The organism is Pyxidicoccus sp. M6 (genome assembly GCF_055568925.1).
In genome coordinates this window covers 5,250,473-5,273,334 of the sequence record NZ_CM145714.1, presented here as the reverse complement: position 1 = coordinate 5,273,334, position 22,862 = coordinate 5,250,473, and the positions used below count along the sequence as shown (strand labels likewise).

22 protein-coding genes are annotated in these 22,862 nt (G+C 69.3%); 12 read left to right on the top strand and 10 right to left on the bottom strand.

From position 1 onward, the window contains the following. Positions 1-78: 78 nt before the first annotated feature. The gene (locus ACVTJA_RS21050) at positions 79-1,026 is read right to left on the bottom strand and encodes a hypothetical protein (protein WP_465838644.1); all 948 of its coding nucleotides are present in this window, start codon (positions 1,024-1,026) and stop codon (positions 79-81) included. 33 nt (positions 1,027-1,059) lie between these two features. Between ACVTJA_RS21050 and ACVTJA_RS21045 the strand changes: the two genes are divergently transcribed. Together ACVTJA_RS21045 and trhA are read left to right on the top strand one after the other, a co-directional pair. After that, on the top strand, positions 1,060-1,482 hold the full coding sequence (locus ACVTJA_RS21045; protein WP_465838642.1) for a VOC family protein: 423 nt from the start codon (positions 1,060-1,062) through the stop codon (positions 1,480-1,482). Positions 1,483-1,611: 129 nt separating this feature from the next. After that, on the top strand, positions 1,612-2,289 hold the full coding sequence (trhA, locus tag ACVTJA_RS21040) for a PAQR family membrane homeostasis protein TrhA (protein WP_465838640.1): 678 nt from the start codon (positions 1,612-1,614) through the stop codon (positions 2,287-2,289). Between the two features lie 18 nt (positions 2,290-2,307). Here trhA and ACVTJA_RS21035 read toward each other — a convergent pair whose 3' ends face one another. From ACVTJA_RS21035 to ACVTJA_RS21010, 6 genes are read right to left on the bottom strand one after another with little or no spacing between them, the layout of a single operon-like run. After that, the gene (locus ACVTJA_RS21035; RefSeq protein ID WP_465838638.1) at positions 2,308-2,889 is read right to left on the bottom strand and encodes a hypothetical protein; all 582 of its coding nucleotides are present in this window, start codon (positions 2,887-2,889) and stop codon (positions 2,308-2,310) included. Positions 2,890-2,906: 17 nt separating this feature from the next. Next, the gene (locus ACVTJA_RS21030) at positions 2,907-3,740 is read right to left on the bottom strand and encodes an MbnB/TglH/ChrH family RiPP precursor modification enzyme (RefSeq protein WP_465838636.1); all 834 of its coding nucleotides are present in this window, start codon (positions 3,738-3,740) and stop codon (positions 2,907-2,909) included. Between the two features lie 10 nt (positions 3,741-3,750). Continuing rightward, positions 3,751-4,590: a class I SAM-dependent methyltransferase gene (locus ACVTJA_RS21025; RefSeq protein WP_465838634.1), complete on the bottom strand. Its 840-nt coding sequence runs from the start codon at positions 4,588-4,590 to the stop codon at positions 3,751-3,753. Positions 4,591-4,611: 21 nt separating this feature from the next. Further along, the gene (locus ACVTJA_RS21020) at positions 4,612-6,741 is read right to left on the bottom strand and encodes a carbohydrate binding family 9 domain-containing protein (RefSeq protein ID WP_465838632.1); all 2,130 of its coding nucleotides are present in this window, start codon (positions 6,739-6,741) and stop codon (positions 4,612-4,614) included. Next, positions 6,738-8,036 (bottom strand): MFS transporter, encoded by a 1,299-nt coding sequence (locus ACVTJA_RS21015; RefSeq protein WP_465838630.1) that lies wholly within the window; start codon positions 8,034-8,036, stop codon positions 6,738-6,740. Before ACVTJA_RS21015 ends, ACVTJA_RS21020 begins: the two co-directional genes overlap by 4 nt. Continuing rightward, the gene (locus tag ACVTJA_RS21010; RefSeq protein ID WP_465838628.1) at positions 8,033-8,656 is read right to left on the bottom strand and encodes a hypothetical protein; all 624 of its coding nucleotides are present in this window, start codon (positions 8,654-8,656) and stop codon (positions 8,033-8,035) included. The genes ACVTJA_RS21015 and ACVTJA_RS21010 overlap by 4 nt, the downstream gene beginning before the upstream one ends. Positions 8,657-9,736: 1,080 nt before the next feature. Between ACVTJA_RS21010 and ACVTJA_RS21005 the strand changes: the two genes are divergently transcribed. Then, the gene (locus ACVTJA_RS21005; protein WP_465838626.1) at positions 9,737-10,006 is read left to right on the top strand and encodes a hypothetical protein; all 270 of its coding nucleotides are present in this window, start codon (positions 9,737-9,739) and stop codon (positions 10,004-10,006) included. Between the two features lie 151 nt (positions 10,007-10,157). Here ACVTJA_RS21005 and ACVTJA_RS21000 read toward each other — a convergent pair whose 3' ends face one another. Together ACVTJA_RS21000 and ACVTJA_RS20995 are read right to left on the bottom strand one after the other, a co-directional pair. Continuing rightward, complete coding sequence (locus ACVTJA_RS21000) at positions 10,158-10,436, bottom strand: PqqD family protein (RefSeq protein ID WP_465838624.1); 279 nt, start codon at positions 10,434-10,436, stop codon at positions 10,158-10,160. A 264-nt stretch (positions 10,437-10,700) separates the two neighbouring features. Then, positions 10,701-11,594, bottom strand: a complete 894-nt coding sequence (locus ACVTJA_RS20995; RefSeq protein WP_465838622.1) for a 1,4-dihydroxy-2-naphthoyl-CoA synthase — start codon at positions 11,592-11,594, stop codon at positions 10,701-10,703. Between the two features lie 148 nt (positions 11,595-11,742). Here ACVTJA_RS20995 and ACVTJA_RS20990 point away from each other — a divergent pair, with 148 nt between their 5' ends. The 7 genes from ACVTJA_RS20990 (at position 11,743) to ACVTJA_RS20960 (ending at position 19,663) form a co-directional block, all read left to right on the top strand. Further along, positions 11,743-12,135 (top strand): hypothetical protein, encoded by a 393-nt coding sequence (locus ACVTJA_RS20990; RefSeq protein ID WP_465838621.1) that lies wholly within the window; start codon positions 11,743-11,745, stop codon positions 12,133-12,135. Positions 12,136-12,348: 213 nt separating this feature from the next. Beyond that, positions 12,349-14,697, top strand: coding sequence for an ethanolamine ammonia-lyase subunit EutB (gene eutB, locus ACVTJA_RS20985; RefSeq protein ID WP_465838619.1), 2,349 nt, complete (start codon positions 12,349-12,351; stop codon positions 14,695-14,697). Positions 14,698-14,756: 59 nt separating this feature from the next. Beyond that, a complete protein-coding gene (nth, locus tag ACVTJA_RS20980; protein ID WP_465838617.1) occupies positions 14,757-15,389 on the top strand; it encodes an endonuclease III in 633 nt (210 codons plus the stop codon). 143 nt (positions 15,390-15,532) lie between these two features. Continuing rightward, positions 15,533-16,861, top strand: coding sequence for a DUF418 domain-containing protein (locus ACVTJA_RS20975; RefSeq protein WP_465838615.1), 1,329 nt, complete (start codon positions 15,533-15,535; stop codon positions 16,859-16,861). A 131-nt stretch (positions 16,862-16,992) separates the two neighbouring features. Beyond that, on the top strand, positions 16,993-17,562 hold the full coding sequence (locus ACVTJA_RS20970; RefSeq protein WP_465838613.1) for a hemerythrin domain-containing protein: 570 nt from the start codon (positions 16,993-16,995) through the stop codon (positions 17,560-17,562). Beyond that, positions 17,562-18,740: an NnrS family protein gene (locus ACVTJA_RS20965; protein WP_465838611.1), complete on the top strand. Its 1,179-nt coding sequence runs from the start codon at positions 17,562-17,564 to the stop codon at positions 18,738-18,740. The genes ACVTJA_RS20970 and ACVTJA_RS20965 overlap by 1 nt, the downstream gene beginning before the upstream one ends. Before the next feature lie 23 nt (positions 18,741-18,763). Continuing rightward, positions 18,764-19,663: a hypothetical protein gene (locus ACVTJA_RS20960; protein WP_465838610.1), complete on the top strand. Its 900-nt coding sequence runs from the start codon at positions 18,764-18,766 to the stop codon at positions 19,661-19,663. A gap of 7 nt (positions 19,664-19,670) precedes the next feature. On the opposite strand, the gene ACVTJA_RS20955 is transcribed toward ACVTJA_RS20960, so the two are convergent. Beyond that, positions 19,671-20,714, bottom strand: coding sequence for a hypothetical protein (locus ACVTJA_RS20955; RefSeq protein WP_465838608.1), 1,044 nt, complete (start codon positions 20,712-20,714; stop codon positions 19,671-19,673). 142 nt (positions 20,715-20,856) lie between these two features. Between ACVTJA_RS20955 and ACVTJA_RS20950 the strand changes: the two genes are divergently transcribed. Next, complete coding sequence (locus ACVTJA_RS20950) at positions 20,857-21,969, top strand: spore photoproduct lyase family protein (RefSeq protein WP_465838606.1); 1,113 nt, start codon at positions 20,857-20,859, stop codon at positions 21,967-21,969. A gap of 62 nt (positions 21,970-22,031) precedes the next feature. Then, positions 22,032-22,862, top strand: a complete 831-nt coding sequence (gene xdhC, locus ACVTJA_RS20945) for a xanthine dehydrogenase accessory protein XdhC (protein WP_465838605.1) — start codon at positions 22,032-22,034, stop codon at positions 22,860-22,862.

Below are 22,862 nucleotides of genomic sequence, written 5' to 3'. Positions count from 1 at the left end.
CTCCCGAGCGTCAACCCAGACCTTCCAGCCAGGCACATGACGCGGGGCGCCTTGGCCCCCTGCCTGCCCTCCGAGGCGTCAGCGGAGCACGCGCGCACTCACGCGGAGCACGCCGCGCGCCGCACGGCGCAGCACATCCACGCGCCGCGCGGGGATGGCGGGCGGGTCCACCGGCGCATCCCAGTCGAACGTGCGCAGCCGCGAGAGGAAGCCCTGCCGCACGCAGCCCTCCAGGCTGAAGACGTGGAGGTCATGCGTCCAGCGCACCGCGAGGCGTAGGTCTCGCGAGAGCTCGGCCCAGTCCAGCGGCGGCGGGAGGTGCGCGCCCGGCAGCTCCACCCCGCCCCCGGTGATGCCCACCGCGATGGAGGGAGCACCCGGGCCGTAGCTCCACAGCAGCGCGGCACCGTGCGGACGCGCGAAGCTGGTGTAGAGCATCAGCACCTCGCGGTCCGATGGCACGTCCAGCACGCCCGACACGCGCTGCAGCAGCGTGGAGCGCGACTGCCGCTCGTCCACGATGAACGGGAACTGGTACGTGTCCACCCGATAGCCGTCCGCGCGGATGCGCTGCACCAGCGCGGTGTACGCGGCCCGCGCCTTCCTCAAGCGCCCGCCGAGCACCAGCCGGGGCAGCAGCCTCGCGAGCTTCCACCACTCGCCCCCGAGCACCTGCCGCAGCTCGCGGATGTCCGGCTCGATGTCCAGGCCCACGCCGTCCCACTTCAGCCCGTGCGCGGCCGTCCACGCGAGGAAGGCTTCGTAGCGCGCGGCGGCCTGCGCGACGTTGCCCGCGTGGAACCAGTAGCCCTGGTCCTCGGGTAGCAACAGCCACGCGGTGACGGGGACGCCCTCCGCGTTGAGACGGCGCACCACCTCGGCGCGCTCGGGGCTCAGGTCCAAGAGGCCCAGGCTCACGCCGGCACTCAGCGCCACCAGGTCCTCGACAATGCCCGGAGTGCGGAAAAGCTCACGCAGCGGGCCGGCTCCCAGCTCACAGAAGAAGGTCAGCAGGCGGGGTTTCATGGCAGCCTCGCCATACCACCGAGGAGAAACCACATGCAGGAATTCCACACGGGCCGCCTGATCGACCACGTCAGCATCCGCGTGAAGGACTTCGACGCGAGCAAGCGCTTCTACCGCGCGGTGCTCGACGTGCTCGGCGTCCCCATCTCCGATGACAACGAGCACGTCTTCTCCGCCGACGAGTTCTACGTCGGCCCCCTCGACGCGGGCGCTTCTCCCTCCGGGTACGGAATCCACCTGGCCTTCCAGGCGAAGGACCGCGAGACGGTGCACCGCTTCCACGCGGCGGCCATCGCCGCGGGGGGCCGAGATAACGGCGCGCCTGGCCTGCGCCACTACCACGCGAGCTACTACGCCGCCTTCGTGCTGGACCCGGACGGCAACAACATCGAGGCCGTCTACCAGGGCCCGACGCGTCGCACGGCGGACTCCGTGCTCGTGTCGCCCGCGGACTGACACGTGGCTGTTACCCGCTGGCACTTCCACCCGTGAAGCGCTGGACGCTTCAGCACGACGTGCGTCAAGACCTGGACGCGAGGGGCACGCGCTGACGCAGCGGTGACATGCCGTGACTACCCAGAGGTCATGGCTGCATCTCCACGCGGCATCGAAGCACTGTTGATGGACGACAAAGTGAAGCCCCGGCTGCGGGGCCTCTCACACCTGCTCGCGGCGGTGGCGGCGCTGTGCGGCTGCGTCCAGCTCGCGCTGTCCCCCGCGCAGGGGGCGCACTACGCGGCGGCCCTGGTGTTCGGCATCAGCCTCGTCCTGATGTTCGGTGTGAGTGGCACGTACCACTGGCCCACGTGGAGCCGCGCCGCGTACCTGCGGCTGCGCCGGTGCGACCATGCGGCCATCTACCTCCTCATCGCGGGCAGCTTCACACCCATGGCCACGCTGGAGACGCGGAGCGGATGGAGCACTCCCCTCCTCTGGCTGATGTGGGGCTGTGCGCTCACGGGCGCGACGCTCGCGTTGCTCGGCATCTCCGCGTCGCGGGGCGCGCGTTCAGCGCTCTATGTCGCGCTGGGCACACTGGCGGCGCCGGTGGTGATGCACCTGCCGGAGGTCATCGGCCCGGCACGCGTCGCGGGGCTCGCGCTCGGAGGCGTCCTCTACGCGCTGGGCGCGGTGGTGTACGCGCGCCGCTGGCCGGACCCCGCGCCCAGGGTGTTCGGCTACCACGAGGTCTTCCACCTCATGGTCATCGCCGCGGCCGCCGTGCACTACGGCGTCCTCACCGACTTCCTGTGGAACCGCTGAAGGCGAAGGCCCGGCCCGCTACAGCGCGCGCACCATCACCGCCGGCAGGCCCGGCACCTTGAGGTACTCCACGCGCGTGGGACGCACGGCCGCCTCCGGCCAGCCCGGCTGCGCCAGCGCGGCGAGCAACTCCGTCACCGGGTACTGGAACGACTCCACGTGGGTAGGTCCCGCCATCGGCTGCAGCCCCCACGCGAGGGCGATGCGCAGCCGCTCACAGCGGGCCAGGTCCGCCATGTACGCGGGCAGCTTCCCGCGCGGAGCGGCCTCCAGGTAGCGGCAGAAGGCGATGGCCTCCTCGCGGTTGAGCAACTCCGGGAGCGCGTCCTGGAGGAAGTCCTTCAGCACCGGCAGCAGGCCGGGCCGCACCGCCGAGTCCGCCCAGGGCAGATGCTCGTGCACACGCGACAGGCGGTGCCCGTCCAACATCCGCCCCGCCCGCTCCACCACGACAGCGTCCGCGCCCGCCAGTGCCTCACGCTCGCGCGGCGTCAGCGTGTACGGCGCCATGGCCGCGTTCGCGTCCCGCAACCAGGCCTCGCGGAAGCGTGCATCCACGTGCAACCGCGCCAGCACCTCCAGCGTCTCGGAGTAGCCCATGATGTCGTGTCGTCCTGTCAGGCCGCGCTCGCGCCGCAGCGCTTGAGGATGGCCCGCGCCCGCGCGAGCTCCTCCACCAGCCGCGCGAAGGGCGGAAAGCCGCTGTCCATCTCGAAGTTCACTCCGCGCACCGGGCAGCGCGGCGCCACGTATTCCAACAGCCGCCACACCTCCTCTGGCGACACGCTGGAGTGGCTGTCCACGTACACGCCCTCCATCGTCACCCCACCCGCGAGGTGAATCTGCACCACCCTGTCCAACGGGAGCCTGTCGATGAAGGCGTACGGGTCGAACTTGTGGTTCACCGCGTTGGCGTAGACGTTGTGCAAATCCAGCAGCAGGCCGCAGTCGGACTGCGTCACCACGCGGGTGAGGAAGTCCGCCTCGTCCAGCGTGCTGAGCGGCGTGTCGAACAGCCAGGCGATGTTCTCCACGATGAAGGGCAGGCCCAGCTCCGCCTGGACGCGGCGGATGTTGCGCACGCACGTCTCCAGCGCGTCCTCCGTGAAGGGCACCGGCGTGAGCGAGCGCACCGGCAGCTCGCCCGCGCGCGTGAAGCACAGGTGGTCCGAGTGCCACGCGGCGCGCGTGGTGGCGAGCAGCCGCTTCAGGCTCGACACGTAGTCCGGGCCATCCACGCCGTCCGAGCCCACGGACAGCTCCAGCCCGTGCCCCGCCAGCGGATAGCGCTTCGCCAGCACCTCCAGCCGGCGCACCGTGTCCTCCGTCAGCGGGAAGAAGTGCTCGGGCATCACCTCCAGCCAGTCCACGCCCGGGTTGCCCCGCGCGAGGTTCGGCTGGAAGTCCCAGCGGTAGCTGAGCCCCACGCCCAGGAATGGAATCGACGACACGGCGTGCCTCCTACTTCTTCCTGCGCGCCATCACCTGGAAGTGCTGGCCCTGCAGCGCATAGCCCTCGTGCGCGAGCTTCTCCTGCATCGCGATGATTTCATCACGCGCCGCCCACACGTCGAAGTCCGGGCCGCGCTCGGCCTGCATCGCCTCCAGCATCTCGAAGTACATGACGGGCTTGCCGAAGATCTCCTCCACGTCCGCGCCCGCCGCCTTCACGCCGTCCTGCAGCTCCTTGAGGGTGAACAGGTGCACCGGCAGGCCGTACGGGCACTTGCCGCGGCCCGTGAGCAGCATCTTCAGCGCCTCGGCCTTCTTGCCGTGCTTGAGCTCGAACATGAAGTGCTCGTGGCGGTTGTCCACGCCCATGATGACGGGGCCGCCCGGCTTCACCACACGCACCAGCTCGCTCATCGCCTTGGGGTACTGGTCCAGGCAGTAGGACACCGGGTCGCCCTCGCTGAAGACGAGGTCGAACTCCGAGTCCTTGAAGGGCAGGTCCGCCACCGTGCCCTCGATGAAGGAACAGCGCTCCAACAGCCCCTTCGAGCCGAGATATGCCTTGGCCGAGTCCAGCATGCCCGCGGAGATGTCCAGCACGGTGACGTTGTGGCCGGCCTCCGCGAAGCGCGCGCTGAACTTGCCGCCACCACCGCCCGCGTCGAGCACGCGCCACGACGTGCCGGCCGGAGGCAGCACCTTCTCCACGGCCCTCCAGGTGAGCTCCTCGTAGACCACCCAGAACAACTTGTGCGCCGCCTTGGTGTACTTGCTGTCGTTGTACGTCGACGACACCTGGTTGTAGCGGCTGGAGATGTCCTGCGGCTGCGGCGTGTTGGCGGTGCTCATGACAGATTCACTCCGGGCACTTCAGTACGTGAAGGAGATCTTCGAGAGGATGCGGCGTTCCTGCGAACCGTTGAACGGCTGGTCCGAATAGACGAGGAACAGGTCGCTCCACTCGCGGTAGTGCCAGCCGAAGACGGCGTCCAGCAGCGTGCCCTTCACGTTGCTGTAGTCGGCGAGCTCGGACACCGCGCCCTGCTGGAACGTCACGCGGGTGTAGAGGTTCGGGTTGAACTGGTAGCGCAGCTGCGCGTAGCCGCTCCACGAGTGGCCCGTGCCGGAGGTGCCATACAGCTCGCTGTTCTCCGGCACGTCCTTGCTCTCCGTGTAGAAGCCGCTGAGCTTCGCCTGGAGCCGGTTGCCCATCTTGATGTTGAGCGCGCCGTTGATGCCGCGCGTGGGGCCGCCGAGGAAGTTACCGGTGAAGGCCGTCAGCGTCAGGCTCTGCCAGTCGTTGGGGAAGAGGATGAAGCCGCCGGTGGCGATGCGGTCCTTGAAGCCCTCGTTGTCGTCGTAGACGTAGTCCGCGTAGAGGGCGAAGTTGTGGTGCAGGTACGGCTGCACGTTGACGCGGTGGCGCAGACGGGTGCGCACCTTGTCGTGGTCACGGCGCCAGAGGTGGTCCCACGTGAGGTTGACCTGCGGCAGGAACTTCAGCTTGGGGAACGGCGTCAGGTACAGGTGCGTATTCCAGCCCTGCTTGTCGAGCACCGGCGTGTAGCCCAGCGGGTTGGCGTACCGCTTGCCGATGTCCTCCAGGTGGATCCAGAACTCGGAGTTGGTGTCGAAGCGGTGGATGGCGACCTTGTACGCCTCCGAGTCCTTGTGACCCGCCACGTCGCTCCAGCTCTTCAGAATCTGCGCCTGGACGAAGAGCTCCTCCCAGATGTGGATGTTGGCGTCGAGGCCGGTGGTGCGGAACCAGCCGTACTTGTCGCCCTTGCGGCTCACCGCGATGAGGTTGATGGCGGAGCGCTTGCCGATGTCCTGCTGGAGGCGCAGCACGCCGGAGTTCAGGTTCTCCTTGTCGTTGCTGCCGTCGCCCGGGTCGTCGCGGTGCTGCACGTCGAGCAGCGAGAAGCCGAGGCCGCCCACCTTGCCCGTCAACTGCGCGCCGCCGAGCACCTGGTCGTGCGGCTTCATGGCGATGCGGCGGGAGGTGAAGATCTTGATGGGCGCGAGGAAGAGGTGCTCGCTCTCCACGAAGAAGGGACGGCGCTCGGGCAGCAGCGGCTCCTCGGTGTCCAGCAGGAGCCGGTCCTGGTCCGCCTCCACGTCGGAGAAGTCCGGGTTGACGGTCAGCTTCAGGGCCACGTTCGACGTCGGGTCGATGCGCGCGTCGAAGCCGGCGTTGGGCTTGAACTTCTTCCGGTCCGCGGTGGTCTTCAGCGCGAAGTCCGTGGCCACGTACGGGGTGATGCCCCAGCTGCGGCGCCCCTCGATTCCCTTGAGCCCCTCCAGGTGCGGAAAGCGGCTCACCTTGGCGCTGTTGACGCCGTCCGGCGTCCAGTTGCTCCACTCCTGTGTGCGGGCCTGCTCGCGGTCCAGCATCAGGCCGAACGTCACCTCCTCGCCCTCCTTCACGTCCGGGAACTGGAAGTTGGCGAAGGGGATGCGGATTTCGGAGTACCACCCGTCCTGGGTGACGGAGCCCATGGACTCCCACTCACCCGCCCAGGACGTGGTGAAGGCCTCGCCGTCCGCGACGATGCGGCCGTCGGTGCGCACGCCGAGCGGGTTGGTCCAGAAGTAGTACGCGTTGCGGTGGTCCTTGTACGTGTCCAGCATCACCGTGACGTTGTCCTCCTGGTGGAGGAAGGACTCGTTCTGGACGCTGTACGCGGTGATTTTCGAGGGGTCCTTGTCCAGGCAGTAGAACAGCACGTACAGGTTGTGCTTGTCGTAGAGGATGCGGACCTTGGTGTCGTCACGCGCGGGGTTGCCGTAGTCGATGCGCGTGAGGTGCCAGCCGGAGGCTTCCGGGGCCGTCTGCCACACGGCCTCGTCCGGCTTGCCGTCGATGGTGATGGGCTCGCTGGTGAAGGTGGCCTTGTAGTTGTAGTGCTGCTTGTCTTCGGGCGAATCAGCGAGGGCCAGGGTCGGCAAGCACGCGAGGAAGAGCGCGGCGCCCCAGGTACAGGTCGACGTTTTCATCCGGGCTCCTGAGATGGGGTGAGGACGGGGGTGTGGGGTACGGCGGCCGGTGCGGAGCGCCCGGGTGCCCAGGCCATGCCAGCCAGGGACAGGAGCAACGCGCCGGAAGACAGCAGGAAGGCACTGGAGAGCCCGGCGTGCCGGGCCACGAAGCCATAGGTGAGCGGAGCGAGCACCTGCGCGAGCGCCGCGCAGCCGCCGAGCGCGCCCAGGAAGCGACCGCGCTCCGACGTGGGGGCCACCTCCACCACCACCGCCTGCGCGGAGGGGCGGTGCAGGCCGTCTGGCACCGCGAGCAGCGCCCACGACACCACCATGAGGGCGAGGCCGTACGGCGCGGGCAGCCAGCCGGAGAGGCCGAGGATGCCGCTCATGAGCACCATGCCCGCGAGCCCCGCGAGGATGATGCCGTGGCGCTTCTGCGTCCCGTCCGACAGCCGCCCGCCGAAGGGCTGGGCGAAGGCGTAGACGAGCCAGGAGACGGCGACGAGCGGCCCCACGGCCTCCGACGGCGCGCCCAGCTTCATCGCGTAGAGCGGGACGTAGATGGGGAACAGATTGAGCGCGAAGGCGAAGAAGAACTGCCAGGCGAACAGGCCCGCCAGCCGCGGCGAGCCGCGCACGTAGTCCACCGGGGCGCGCACCGCGTCCAGCGCGAGCTTCCAACCGCCGCCGGAGGCGCGCGCCTTCGGCGCCTCGCGCGCGGGCTCCTCCAGCTTCAGGAGCAGCAGGCTGCTGACGAGGAAGAGCGCGCCGGCGAGGAAGAAGGTGTACTGCGTGGACAGCCAGCGGATGACGAAGGCGGAGGCGCCCAGCGCGAGCACGAACATCAGGCTGGTGCTCGCGTCGAGCAGTGCGAAGATGGTGGCGCGCTTCTGCTTCGGGGCGAAGTCCGCCACCAGCGCGCCGTTCACCGGCTGCGCGCTGCGCTGCAGGAGCAGCTTCAGCGACAGCGCCGCGGCCAGGGGCAGCGGGTGCGCGAAGAGCGCCATCACCGGCACCAGCAGCGACGTCACGAGCGACAGGCCCACCACGAAGCCCTTGCGGCTGTAACGGTCCGACAGCGCGCCCATCACCGGCTGCAGGAAGATGGGCACCAGCGAGCCCACCGAGTACACGAGGCCGATGCCCTGCAAATCCAGCCCGCGCGACTGGAGGTACAGCGGCATCACCGGGTTGAGCAGGCCGCCGGCCACCGTGCCCACCAGCCCGGACACCATCAGCACCCGCAGGTTGCCCAGCCCGCGCGTCAGCTCGTACATCTCGCGCACCGCGCGAAGCCCCCGGGAAATCATGCCGCCACCCCTCCGGAAATCGCGCCAGCGGCCGCACGCAGCGGCAGCGCGCCGAGCACGGACTCGGCGGCCGCCGTGAGGCTGGGGACGGAGCGCACGTCCAGCGCGCTCAGCGGCGCGGCGTCCCACTGACTACCGGCGGGGACCCAGGCCGCCACGCGCCCGGCGGACGCGTGGACCTGGCGCACGTAGGCGTCCGCGGCGGCGAGCTTGCCCTGGAGCTTGTCGAGCGGCGCGGGCACCAGCGCCTCGCTGCCGTCGAGCGCCACCCCGGTGGCGAGGAAGGGCGCGGGCAGCTCGCGGCCGGCGAGCAACGCCACCCACGCGACGAACAGCGGCAGGGACGCGCTGCGCCCATCCAGCGTCACCTTGCGGCCGCGCACGGAGAAGAAGAAGTCCGTCTCGTCCCACGGCAGCGCGTAGCGCCCGAGGCCCACGGCCTTCAGGTGGCGCAGGTGCTGCTGCCAGGCCGGCGCGTAGCCGGTGTCACGGGACAGGTCCACCCAGAGCCGGCCTTCGCCCGGACGCACCGCCACGTCGACGGACACGAGCCGGAACAGCGGCGCGCCATGGAGGTCCGCCTGGGTGAGCAGCAGCAATGGGGTGGACGAGGAGGACACGGTGGAGTGAGGAACAGGAAAAGGGGTGTGGAAGACACAGGCGGGAAGCACTCCCGAAGTGGAAGCACCTCCCGCCCGCGAGCCGCGACTACTCCGCGACGGTGCGCACCGTGGTGGTCATGGTGCCGCCACAGGAGCACTTGTCGGAGGAAGCGGAAACGCGAACGACCTCGGCCTTGATGTACATGGTGACCTCTGTCTTTGGGGTGTGGTTGGGAAACCAGCCGCGGCCCGGAGAACCGGACCGCGGCCGGGTGCTGCCGTTGACGACTACTCCGCGACCTGCACCGTGGCGGTCATGGTGCCGCCGCAGGAGCACTTGTCGGAGGAAGCGGCAACGCGAACGATCTGGGCCTTGACGTACATGGTGAACCTCTTTCGGGTTGTTGGGGTTGAGGCCCATCCCACGGCCCGGCGAACCGGGCCGTGAGTGGGGTGCTGCAATCCGGCGGAAGCGGGAAGGTCACCCTCCCCGCCTCCACCGGAGAGGACTACTCCGCCGTGGTGGCGGTCAGCGCCACGGACATGGTGCCGCCGCAGGAGCACTTGTCGGAGGAAGCGGCAACGCGAACGATCTGAGCCTTGACGTACATGGTCATCTCTCGGGGTGTTGCGGGTTGACGGCGCGGGCGCCGGCTACTGGACCACCGTGGCGGTGTCGAGCGTCATGGTGCCGCCGCAGGAGCACTTGTCGGAGGAAGCGGAAACGCGAACGATCTCGGCCTTCACGTACATGGTGAACCTCGCTGGGTTGTGGGTTGAGCCCGTCCGCGTTCCGGTGTGAGCCGGCGCGCGGCGCGGGGTACTGCGTACGGCACGCGCGGAAGGAAGCCCTCCGCGCGCTCCGTGACTACTACTCGAGCACCCTGACAGTGGTCATGGTGCCGCCGCAGGAGCACTTGTCGGACGACGCGGCAACGCGGACGATCTCGGCCTTCACGTACATGGTGAACCTCGTGGGACTGCGGGTAGAGCCTTCCCCTCCACGTCCCGGCGAACCGGACGCACGGACAGACGACAGGGCTGAAACGAAATCGGGCGGAGAGGAGGTCCTCTCCGCCCGAACCATCGAATTATTCGATGGACGTGCGCACAGTCATCGTGCCACCACACGAACACTTGTCGCTCGAAGCAGCACAGCGGACGATCTCGGGCTTGATGTACATGGGCGTCCTCTTTCGGGGTGTGGAGGGAGGAAGAGACAACGGCAGGATGGACTACTCGGCGACGGTGAGGACCGTCATGGTGCCGCCGCAGGAGCACTTGTCGGAGGAAGCGGCGACGCGAACGATCTGGGCCTTGACGTACATGGTGAACCTCTTTCGGGTTGGGGTTGGGCCTGTGCTGTGAAACACCGCGTTCCGCCTCACAGGCGTCGTATGCGTTTTATCGACAAATAAAACACACACATCTTGGGTTCCTCCGCGCGCAATGCGCTGCCATGGCCATACGGGCCACGGGATGAACCGGATTCATCATTTCGGTGGGGGGATGAGACGTCTCAGGAAGCGCTGGGGGGCTCGCAGAGCCCCAGTTCCTGGAACTGAGCTACAGTACTCTGAACGTCGTCGGCGATTTCCTGCATCGGTGCCGATTCGCCCATTCCACGGGAGAGAGCCCGTACGGCGTCCTCGAGCGTGCTGCCGCTACGGCACAGCTCGAAGATACGCGCCGCGGTCTCATTGATTCGGAAGACCTCCCCGCCCTCGGTGTCCATGAGGAAGAACGCATCCTGCTGCTGCTGGACGATGACACCGGCCGCTGCTCGTGGAAGGACCAAGGTGCGCTCTCCTGGTGACAGCGGCTTTCCCGGACCCTGCTTCGAACCCCCTGAGACCGGGTCAAGCCGTGCTTCTTTATTTCCGTGTTTCTAAATCCTTCCATTCACATAGTCAATACCTGACGGACCCAGAGGTGAAAAATGACCTCAACCTCATGATTTCTCAGGCTGAAACAGGAAGGGCCCTTCGAGGTGACTCATCGCGTGCATGCGACGCGTCACCTGGAAGGGCCCATCCGGCGCTTATATCGCGCCCGGCGTGTATCAGTACGACCAGGGGAAGCGCTTGAAGTCTCGCTTGCGCTTCTGGACGAAGGCGTCGCGGCCCTCCTGGGCCTCGTCGGTGCCGTAGGCCAGGCGAGTAGCCTCACCGGCGAAGAGTTGCTGCCCCACCAGGCCGTCGTCGGGGAGGTTGAAGGCGTACTTCAGCATCTTGATGGCGGTGGGGCTCTTCGTGTTGATTTCAGCGGCCCAGTCGAGCGCGAAGTCCTCGAGCTGCGCGTGCGGCACGACGGCGTTCACCATGCCCATCTTGTGCGCCTCCTCCGCGGAGTAGTTGGCGCCGACGAAGAAGATTTCCCGCGCGCGCTTCTGACCCACCTGCCGCGCCAGCAGCGCGGAGCCGTAGCCGCCGTCGAAGCTGGCCACGTCCGCGTCGGTCTGCTTGAAGACGGCGTGCTCCCTGCTGGCGATGGTCATGTCGCAGACCACGTGGAGGCTGTGCCCGCCGCCCACCGCCCAGCCCGGCACCACCGCGATGACGGCCTTGGGCAGGAAGCGAATCTGCCGCTGCACCTCCAGGATGTGCAGGCGGCCCAGACGTGCCGGGTCGGATTCTCCCTCCTCGCCCTCATACTTGTAGCCGTCCTTGCCGCGGATGCGCTGGTCCCCACCGGAGCAGAAGGCCCAGCCGCCGTCCTTGGGGGACGGGCCGTTGCCGGTGATGAGCACACAGCCCACGTCCGTCATGAAGCGCGTGGCCTCGAGCGCGCGGGACAGCTCGTCCACGGTGCGGGGACGAAAGGCATTGCGCACCTCGGGACGATTGAAGGCGATGCGGACGGTGCCCTGGTCCACCGCGCGGTGGAAGGTGATGTCCTTGAACTTGAAGCCCTCGACGGGCTTCCAGCGAGCCGGATTGAAGATGGCCGAAACCATGGAGGCGTCTCTCTCGGGAGAGGGTTGAACGGCCGCGGACGCTAGGCCCCGAGACAGCATCCGTCCAGGGAAGCGCGCGCTGCCCGCGGGGCCGGGGATGCGCACGCTTCACCGGGGCGGAAAGCCCGCCTCACAGGGGGTGGCGGCGATGAAGCGGACGACCCTGGGGTTGCTCGTCGGGCTCTTCATGTGGAACGCCCCGGCGCTGGCGCAGGCCCCGGAGCAGGCTACCGGGCCGGACACGGAGAGCGTCCAGGGCGAGGAGCACGCGCTCACCGGCAAGGTGATCCGCGCGGGCCCGGGCCTCCTCTATGTAGAGAGCACCCAGGGACCTGCCGTCCCCCTGCGCGTGACGCACGCCACGCGCGTGAAGGGACAGCGCATCCCCCGGGCCCAGGGAGTCGAGACGTACCTGCGTGAGAGCTTCCCACCCGGCACGTCGGTGCGAGTCACGTTCGACGTGCGGACCCTCGAGGACGGGACGCCGGAGAACGTGGTGCGGACGGTGGAGGTGGCGCCGCGGCCGGCGCCCGGTCCCTGACGCACCCGCACGGAATCCAACAACGCGGGGGCATACAACTGTCCTGCGCCCGCGCCCGGGCTCCGTCCCGGGTACAGGTGGGCGTCGGTTGCCGTCCAAAAGCACGAGTCGCCGGCTTGGCTCGGCTTACCGGAGCCGCCGAGAGTCGCTGGATGGCGCGCGGGGGAAGGGAGGCCGGAGCCTCCCGGAGCGCGCCGCAAGCGAGGACGGAACATGGCTTTGGAACCCCGGTTCCTGTTGCACCGGCGCACCGTGCTGGCCGCGATGCTGGGCGGCGCGGCGGCGTCCTTCCTGGGCTGCGGTAAGGACTCCGTCACCCGCCCTCCTCCAGGCCCCGTGCCCGAGGGCGTCTACATCCCGGAGGTCCGCCCCGGCGAGGACGTGTTCGGCTACGTTCAGCGCATCAAGGGTGCCTTCGACGAAGCGCTCTACAAACAGGTGCTGGGCGCGGCCAACGCCTTCAAGGAGGGCGACGCGCTGGTGGGCGTGGCCGCCGCGGAAGACAGCTCCCGGAAGAATGCGCGCCAGTTGCTGGAGAACACGCGCCTCATCGACCTGGGGGACCACCCGCTGCGCCAGGATGATTTGCATGCGCTGCTGGTGGAGTCCGAGGACCGGGTGGCCGCGTCGGGCTCGCGGGACTGGACGGTGGGCCGGCTGAAGCAGTTCCTGCTGGAGAGCGACGAGGCGGCCATCCACGCGCTGGTTCCGGGCCTGGGCAGCGACGTCATCGCCTGCGTCGTGAAGCTGATGAGCGACGAAGAGCTCATCGCCGTGGGCAAGAAGGTGTTCAACCCGCTGCCGGGCAGCCACATCGGCGCGCGGGGCTACCTGGGCGCGCGCATCCAGCCCAACTCGCCCACCGACAACGTGGACGACATCCGCTGGCAGGTGTTCGACGGGTGGGCGTACGCGGTGGGCGACGTGGTGCTCGGCTGCAACCCGGTGTCCTCCGCGCCGGAGTCGGTGGCGGCGGTTGAAGCCGCGCTGCACGAGCTGCGGGTGACGTTCGGCCTGCAGGACGTGCTCCCGCACTGCGTGCTGGCCCACATCGACGTGCAGGCGGAGGTAGAACGCCTGCACCCGGGCACCACCGGCATCTGGTTCCAGAGCATCGCCGGCAGCGACACGGCCAACGCCACCTTCGACATCTCCGTGAAGAAGATGGTCGACTACGCGGCCACCCGCACCGGCCAGTTCGGCCTCTACTTCGAGACGGGCCAGGGCGCGGACTTCACCAACGGCTCCGGCCATGGCTACGACATGGTCATCCACGAGTCGCGCAAGTACGGCTTCGCGCGCGCGCTGACGCAGAAGGTGTCGAGGGCGCAGGAGGGCTCGGGCCGCGCCGCTGCCCCGTGGGTGCACCTCAACGACGTGGCCGGCTTCATCGGCCCCGAGGTGTTCCGCACGAAGGAGCAGCTCGTGCGCTGCTGCCTCGAGGACATCGTCATGGGCAAGCTGCACGGGCTGACCATCGGCCTGGACGTCTGCTCCACGCTGCACATGGACGTGACGCTGGACGACCTGGACTGGTGCCTGGAGCGCATCATGCCGGCGAACCCGGCGTACCTCATGGGCCTGCCCACGAAGAACGACCCCATGCTGGGCTACCTCACCACCGGCTTCCAGGACCACGTCCGGCTGCGCGAGCGCTTCGGCTACAAGGTGGAGGACCGGATGTGGGCCTTCTTCCAGCGGCTCGGTGTCATCGACGCGGAGGGCCGGCCCACCGAGCACTTCGGCGACCCGGTCTGGGTGTACCTCCAGTACCTGCGCGCGAAGGGCGACACGCGGACCGAGGAGGAGATTCGCGCGGAGGGCGGGAAGCGGCTGGACGAGATTCGCGCGCGCGGGGTGCCCATCGCCGTGGGCCACGGAACGAACGCGTGGGATTTGGAGCCCGCGCTGGATGCGGAAATGCGACGTGTCTACGCGGACTCGAAGACAAGCCTGTGGACGGAGCTGAGCGAGGCCTTCATCGTCACCGTGCCGGATGCCGTGCGGCTGCTGACGAAGTCGAAGGACCGCAAGGAATACATCCTCCATCCGGAGACGGGCGAGCAGCTCGACGACGCGTCGCTGGACGCGCTGCGCTCGCTGCGCGTGCGCCACGCGGGGAAGTACGACGTGCAGCTCATGGTGTCCGACGGGCTCAACGCGCTGTCCATCATGGACGCCGGCCAGCTCCGGCCGTACCTGGACGCGCTGAGGAACCTGCTCACCCAGGCCGGGTACATGCCCGCGCCGGAGACGCTGCTGCTCACCTCGGGCCGCGTGCGCGCCGGCTACCGCGCGGGCGAGGCGCTCTTCGGTGGCCTGGGAGACGCGAAGAAGCACCGCGCCCTCATCCACATCATTGGCGAGCGCCCCGGCACCGGACACCACACCTTCTCCGCGTACATCACCGCGCCCACCGCGGAGGTATGGTCCCAGGCCGGACGCGTGGACCACAACATCACCCGCGTGGTGTCCGGCGTCGCCCTCACCGCCCTCACGCCGTCGCTCGCCGCGCCAGAGACGGTGCGGCTGCTTCAGCAACTCGCGCCGTCGGGGGGCTGAAGCCCGCCGCGCGTGACGGATGTCAGACTCGCCGGGTAGGTTCATGGCAAGCACACGCCATGACACCTGCCCAGAAAGTCCCCGTCCTCCTCGAGCGCCTCCGGGAGACCCACCCGGATGCGCGCTACGAGCTCAACTGGTCCACGCCGTTCGAGCTGCTCGTCGCCACCATCCTCGCGGCGCAGTGCACGGACGAGCGCGTCAACCGCGTCACCGACACGCTCTTCCCCAAGTACCCGGGGCCGCGCGCCTTCGCGGACGCGGACACCACCGAGCTGGAGGAGGATTTGAAGCCCACCGGCTTCTACAAGCAGAAGACGAAGTCCGTGCAGGCCATGAGCCGCGCGCTGCTGGCGGACTTCGGCGGCGAGGTGCCGCGCACCGTGGACGAGCTGGTGACGCTGCCCGGCGTGGCGCGCAAGACGGCGAACGTGGTGCTCAACACCGCCTTCAACCTGCCCTCCGGCATCATCGTCGACACACACGTCGCGCGCGTCAGCCAGCGCCTGGGGCTGTCGAAGCACGACAAGCCGGACGTCATCGAAGAGGACCTGATGAAGCTGGTCCCCCAGGAGGAGTGGACCTTCTTCGGGCCCGCCACCGTGCTGCACGGCCGGTACACGTGCACGGCGAAGAAGCCGAAGTGCGAGGAGTGTGTCTTCAAGGACATCTGTCCGCGCATCGGCGTGTGACTGCGCGCGTCGCGCTGTCCGGACGTGGGAAACGAAGTGCCCGCCGCGTCCGCCCGTGGGACGCGCGTGCCGCACCGGCATGGATGCATGGACGCGCGGAATACGTGCGGGCGGGCTCGGGTTCGGCCGCCTTTTGAAGGAGCATGACCCCTGCCCCTTCCACCGTCGCGGCTCCCCGTGCCGAGGCCCGCCCGATTGATTCGAGCGAGCGGCTGGCGCTCCTCGACACGCTGCGCGGCTTCGCGCTGTGCGGCGTGTTCATCTCCAATGTCTATATGTGGTTCAGCGGCAGGGCGTTCGTGCCGCGCGAGCAGATGATGGCGGCGATGGCCAACGCCTCGCTGCTGGACACCGTCACCACGCAGGCCTTCATGCTGCTGGTGTTCGGCAAGTTCATCACCATCTTCTCCTTCCTCTTCGGCCTGGGCTTCTCGGTGCAGATGGGCCGGGCGGAGGAGCGCGGTGCCTCCATCACCCCGCTCTACGCGCGGCGGCTGGGGGTGATGCTGGTGATGGGGCTCACGCACCTGTTCCTGCTCTGGTACGGGGACATCCTCAGCACGTACGCGGTGCTGGGCTTCGGGCTGCTCCTGTTCCGGCGACGCACGGACAGGACGCTGCTCATCAGCGCCGCGTTGCTGGTCCTCGTGTGGCCCATCATCGGCACCGCCATCCTCAAGCTGCCGCAGTTGCTCGCGGACACGCCGGAGGCCGCGGCCGCGCTCACGAAGGCGGCGACGGAGCGGGACGCGGACTTCAAGTCGAAGGCGCTGGCGGCCTTCACGAGCGGAAGCTGGCTGGACGTGGTACTCGCGGGCGGCAGCTTCTACATCTTCAGCTTCCTGCCCATGATTCGGGCCACCATGCTGGCGACGTTCGGCCGGTTCCTGCTGGGCCTGCTGGCGGGACGGCGGCGGCTCTTCCACGACGCGCCCCAGCACCTGGGCTTCTTCCGCCGGCTGCTCGGGTGGGGGCTGGTGGCGGGGCTCGTGGGCAGCAGCGCCGGGCTGGTGATGCAGCAGCTCATCCTGCGAAAGATTCTCATCCCGGAGACGCTGCCCACGTGGGTGCCCTTCGCGATGGCGCCCCTGCGGCACCTGGGTGAGCTGGGCTTCGCGGCCGTCTACGTGTCCGCCATCACCCTGCTCTTCCAGCGCGCCACGTGGCAGAAGCTGCTCGTCCTGCTCGCGCCGGTGGGCCGCATGGCGCTGACGAACTACCTGTCGCAGACGGTGATGAGCGTGCTGTTCTTCTACGGGTACGGCCTGGGACAGGTGACGAAGGTCGGCCCCGCGGCGTGCTTCGGACTGTGCCTCGCCGTGTTCTCCGTGCAGGTGGTGTGGAGCCACCTGTGGCTGTCGCGCTTCCGCTTCGGCCCCGCCGAGTGGGTATGGCGCTCTCTCACCTACGGGAAGGCGCAGCCGATGCGGCGCGAGGACGCCGCGGGCCACCGGGCCCCGGTGGCGGCCTGACGGCGGCCCCACGCCCCAGCGCATGAAGTGCGCATCCCGGCCGTGTGGGCGCAGACGCTGCACCCACGCGGCCCGGCGTCGCCTCGCGTGGGGCTGGCTTTCGCATTGCAGTCCCTGGAGCAGGAGACGCCATGTTCGTCCAGCTCCGCTTCCAGCCCGCCTCGGCCCCGCCCGAGGACGCCCTCCACCTCCTCCTCGAGTGTCATGGGCGGATTCGCGACTTCAGCCAGCTCGCGCTGCGGCTTGCCCGCCAGGTGGAGGCGCCTCCACACGAGCGTTCGGAAGCCGCGCGCAGGCTGGAGCGCTACTTCACCGAGGGCCTTCCACGCCATGTGGCGGACGAGGACCTGTCGCTGGCCCCGCGACTGCTCCGGGCCGGACTGTCGCCCCGAGGGGCCGACGCGCTCGATGAGATGATGCGGCAGCACGTGGGCATCGAGGTGCTGCTGGCCATGCTGCTCCCCGTCTGGAGCGCGCTGGCAGCCGCTCCCGAGCAGGCCCCGGAGCCGCCCGGGGACTTCCTCCGGAACAGCGAGTTGCTCGCGTCCCTGCTGGAGTCCCACCTCCTCCTGGAGGAGCAGGCGCTCTTCCCCGAGGCGCGAACCCTGCTGTCTCCCGAGGACATGCGCGCGCTGCTGGCGGAGATGCGCGCGCGAAGGACTCCGGGAGCCGAGCGACCCGGGACGGAAGGAGGACTCTGATGAACGCCGTGCCTTCGCCGCGCCCCGTCTCCGTATGGCGCCGTGAGCCGTACCGACTGCTCTTCCCCCTGGGCGTGGTGCTGGGCCAGGTGGGCGTGGTGCACTGGCTGCTGTATGCGCTGGGCCTCGCCTCCACGTGGCGCTCCACCTCGCATGCGCTGACGCAGGTGCAGGGCTTCATGCTCTGCTTCGCGCTCGGATTCCTCTACACCTTCATTCCCCGCCGCACCGGAACGGAAGGGCCTTCCGCCGCGCAGCTCGGGGTGTCGCTGGTGCTCCCGGTGGCCGTCACCGCGAGCGCGTGGTGGGAGGCCTGGTGGCTGGCCGAGGCGTGCTTCCTGGCGCAGCTCGGCGTGCTGCTGGCCTTCGTGGTGCCGCGCATCCTGACCCCGGGCCCGGGCCGCACGGTGCCCGAGGGCATGCTGTGGGTGCCGCTCTCGCTCGCCATGGGCGCGGCCGGCGCGGTGCTGACGGCGATTCCCCCGGGCGCGGGGCCGCACTGGCTCCACGCGCTGGGGACGGGGCTCCTGCTGCAGGGCATGTTCGCGGGGCTGGTGTTGGGCGTCGGCGGGATGTTGCTGCCCATGTTCCTGCACGGCGAGCCGCCGGGTGCCTCCGAGGGTGCGCGCCGCCGGGCGAGGCAGGCCCTGCACGTGGCCGCGGCCCTGTGCTTCGTGGCGAGCTTCTTCGTCGAGCTGCTCGCGTCCTCGCGCTGGGGCCATGGCCTGAGGGCGCTGGTGGTGGTGGCGGCCCTGGTGGCGCCGACGCGGCTGTGGCGCGCGCCGACGCAGGCCGGGCTGCACCGCTGGTTCATCTGGGCGTCCGGGTGGCTGGTGCCGCTGGGCTACGCCGTGGTGGCGCTGCGGCCCGAGCTGCGCACGGCGGGGCTGCACGTCGTCTTCGTCGGCGGCTTCGCGCTGATGGCGCTCGCGGTCTCCGTGCACGTGATGCTCGCGCACGGCGGCCAGGGGCGGCTGCTCATGGGCAACCCGTGGCAGGTGGGCGCGGTGGGCACGCTGATGCTGGTGGCCGTGGTGGCGCGCGTGCTGGTGCCCTTCACGGCGGAGCGCTTCACCCTCTGGCTGGGCATCGCCGCGGCAGCCTTCCTCGGCGCGACGGTGGTGTGGGCCGCCTTCCTGGTACCTCTCTCGCGCGGCACTCCCGCGCCCCACGCCTGACTCCATTCGAAAGGCAGACCGCCATGTGCTCGCACACTGCTCGCGTCGTCGCATCCCTCTCCCTCCTCGCCACGCTCGCTCCGGGGGCTGCACTCGCGGCGCCCAAGGCGCCCTACTCGCTCCCCTGGCAGTTGCGTCCGACGGCGGCGGTGAACGTGGTGCGCTCGGACACGTCGCTGGCGCTCTCCTCCACGGAGGCCACGGGTGACAGCGTCACCACGGCCACCTTCGTGCTGGCGAGCTACAAGCTCACGCCCCACCTGGCCCCCCTGGTGCGCGTGGGCTACGTGGACTCCGCGCCGGGCACGGGGCGCCCGGGCGCGGCGCTGGTGAATCCGGTGCTCGGCGCAATCTATTCGCATGACCTGAGTGATGCGCTGCGGCTGGGGTTCTTCCTCGGCGTCACCGTTCCGGTAGGAATGGGCGGCGGCGACACGCCCAATGCCGCGACGGCCAGCGCCGCCCGCGCGGGCGTGCCGGCGCGCTCGGCGATGGACAACGCCATGTTCGCGGTGAACGACTTCACCGTATTCCCAGGCGTGGGCCTGTCCTACGTGGCGGACGGCTTCACCGCCCAGGTGGAAGCCACGGTGCTGCAGCTCACGCGCGTGCGCGGCGAGGCGGTCCAGAAGGACAGCTCGAGGACCAACTTCACCTCGGGCCTGCACCTGGGCTACTTCCTCATTCCCGCCGTCTCGCTCGGCGGAGAGCTGCGCTACCAGCGCTGGCTGTCCACGCCGTCGACGGTGACGTCGGAGGAGCTGCGCGACAACCTCACGGTCGCCGCGGGCCCCCGCTTCCACATCCAGCTGAGCGACAGGGTGGTGGTGCGGCCCGGCCTCTCGTACGCCTTCGCGCTCGACGCGCCCATGAAGACGGCGGGCTACTCCATCTTCCAGCTCGACGTGCCCGTGGCTTTCTGAAGGGCTCCTACTGCCCGTCGCTCACGCCGTCGGCGGCGCGCTCGGGTTCGTCGTCCACGGGCTCGTCCGGCTGGTAGTTGTCGCCGCCCTCGTCACCGGCCGACGTATCGACGTCATCGACGGGCGCGTGGATTTCGGCGGGCTTGCGGAGCTCCACCACGTTGCTCACCGCCGTCCGCGCGCTGCTGGAGCAGCCGTAGTTGGACGCGTACGCCCGCAGCAGGACGGTGGAGTCCCAGTGCTTGTCGTCGTCCAGCGTGAGGTCGCTGGACACCGTCTTCGTCGCGCCCGGCGCGAGGTTGAAGTAGTTGGAGCTCGCCTCGTCGATGTCACCCGTGGCGTCCGCGCTGTCATAGAGGCGCAGGCACACGCTCGCGTTCATCCGGGCCGCGCCATTGTTCTTCACGTTGAAGGTCAGGACGACGGAGGACGAGGACGACTCCTGGCTCAGGCCCACCTCCGTCAACTCGAAGACGGCGACGCCATCCTCCGCGTCCGGAGTCAGCTTGGACGCGGGAACCCCCGCCGGCGCGGGACGGCCCGTCATGTCCAGGTGACTCACCTGGCTGATGACGGAGTCGCCCGTGAGGCTGTAGCAGCTCGTGCCGGCGAAAAGGCGGACGGTGCGGGCATCATCCCAGAGGGCGATGTCGACGCTCTGCGTGTCCTCGAAGGTGTCGGACTCGCCGCTCCGCAGGCTGATGGGGCCCAGGGTGAGGTTCTGCAGCACGTAGCCGTCCTTGTCGTGCAGCGACAGGCAGCTCGTCCCGCGCGCCCGCTTCGTGCCGTGGTTCTCCAGCGTGTACGCCAGCTTCACCTTGTCGCCGGTGCGCGAAATCGTCACGTCCTTGAAGGTGAAGGGCGTGCGCGTCTCCGCCACCGCCACCGTGCCCGCATCCTTCGCGGCCGATGCCGGCATGGCCGAGGCCTGCCCGGCGTCCTGCGCGCCGGCGGCCTCCGTGGACTCCTGCTTCTTGCAGCCACCGAACGCCACCGCACACATCAGCGCGACGGCCCAGGCCGGTCGCGCGCGAGCTTGCATTCCGCGCATGGGGACTCCCCCTCCAGAGATTCTCCCGCTCTTAGTCCGAGTGTCCCGCACCGGACAATGCCCCCTCCTGCCCTCCCTGCCTCCAGACGAGGGCCTGATTGGCGCTCCTGCGCGGCGGCCGGCTTCGGGTTACGTACGCCGGGTGACGAACCTCGACCTGTTCGCCCCGCCCCCTCCCCCCATGGGCCCGGGTGCACTGGACCGGCTGCTGAAGGTCTCCCGCATCTACCTGGAGCCTGGCGTGGAGGAGCACTTCCGCGGCAGGGAAATCCTCGCGCGCTTCCCGGACGCGGAGCGGGTGCCCGTGGCGTCGCACCAGAACATCCCCGGGCTGTTCGGCAACGAGGGCAACGCCGAGGCGTGGAACCGCATCAAGGGCAGCACCCTGGTGCTGGGCGTGAAGAAGACGATGTCCTTCATCCCCAACGGGCGGAGCTGCGACTTCATCCCCCCGTCCACCGCCAACGGCTGCGTCATGAGCTGCGCGTACTGCTACGTGCCGCGCCACAAGGGCTACGCCAACCCCGTCACCGTCTTCGTCAACATCGACCGCATCCTGGCCTCCATCCGCCGGCACGCCCAGAAGCTGGGGCCGAAGACGGAGGCCAACAGCGTGGACCCGCGCTACCAGGCCTATGACATCGGCTGCAACAGCGACTGCGCGGCGGACGCGGCGCTGAGCGACAACGTGAAGGACCTCGTCCGGCTCTTCACCACGCTGCCCAACGCCATGGGCACCTTCGCCACCAAGCTCGTCAACCGCGAGCTGCTGGACTACGCGCCGAAGGGAAAGACGCGCATCCGCTTCAGCCTCATGCCGCAGTCGAAGGCGAAGCTGCTCGACGTGCGCACCAGCCCCATCCCCGAGCGCATCGCCGCCATCAACGACTTCGTCTCCGCTGGCTACGAGGTCCACCTCAACTTCTCGCCCGTCGTCGCCTACGAGGGCTGGCAGGCCGAGTACGACGAGCTGTTCCAGCAGGTGGACGACGTCCTCTCGCCCGAGGCGAAGGCCCAGCTCGCCGCCGAGGTCATCTTCCTCACCCACCACGCGGGCCTGCACGAGGTGAACCTCCGCTGGCACCCGAAGGCCGAGGCCCTGCTGTGGACCCCTGAGACGCAGGAGGCCAAGGTGTCCCAGGGCGGCGGCGCCAACGTGCGCTACCGCACCGGCCTCAAGGGCCGCCTGGTGGCCGAGCTCACGGAGCTGCTGGCCCGCCGCATGCCCTACTGCCGGGTGAGATACGCGTTCTGACCCGCACGCTCCGTCTGAGCCGTGACGGTTGAGGCCCAGGCTGTGGCAGACTCGGTCGGACCATGTGGGATTGGGTCCGCCAGCTCGCGGAGTGGTCTCGTGAAGATGCGCCCTTCGCCGTCGCGACGGTGACGGCCTGCCAGGGAAGCACCCCCGCCGAGCCCGGCGCGAAGCTGCTCGTGCGCGGTGACGGGACGTTCCACGGCACCGTGGGCGGTGGCCACCTGGAGCAGCTCGTGCTCGCGGATGCGCGGGCGTGCCTGGAGAAGAGCGAGGCGCGCACGTTCCGCTACCCGCTGGGCGCGAAGCTGGGCCAGTGCTGCGGCGGCGTGGTGGACGTCTTCGTGGAGCTCGTGAATCACGGCCCGCGCCTCTACCTCTTCGGCGCCGGCCACGTGGGCCAGGCGCTGTGCCGCACGCTGGAGGGCACGCCCTTCCAAATCCACCTCGTGGACGAGCGCCCCGAGTGGCTCCAAGGCGAGCGCATCCCCGCGTCGGTGGTGCGCCACGACGAGCCATGGGACGCCTTCGCCTCCCGCGCCTCGTGGGACGCACGCCGCACGTACGTGGCGGTGATGACGCACCGGCACGATTTGGACCAGGACATCATCGCGTACGCGGTGGAGCGGCCAGCGCGCTACCTGGGACTCATCGGCAGCCGCACGAAGTGGGCCCGCTTCCGCCAGCGCCTGGAGGCCCGGGGCGTGGCCGCGCGGAACATCGACCGGGTGCACTGCCCCATGGGCGTGCCCATTGGTGGCAAGTCGCCGCAGGAGGTCGCGGTGAGCATCGCCGCCGGCCTCCTGCAGGTGCACCACGGCCTGAGCATTGACACACACTCCGGGGTGTCGCACCCGGAGCAGCCCCGCGTGCGCGGGGTATCTGGAGAATGA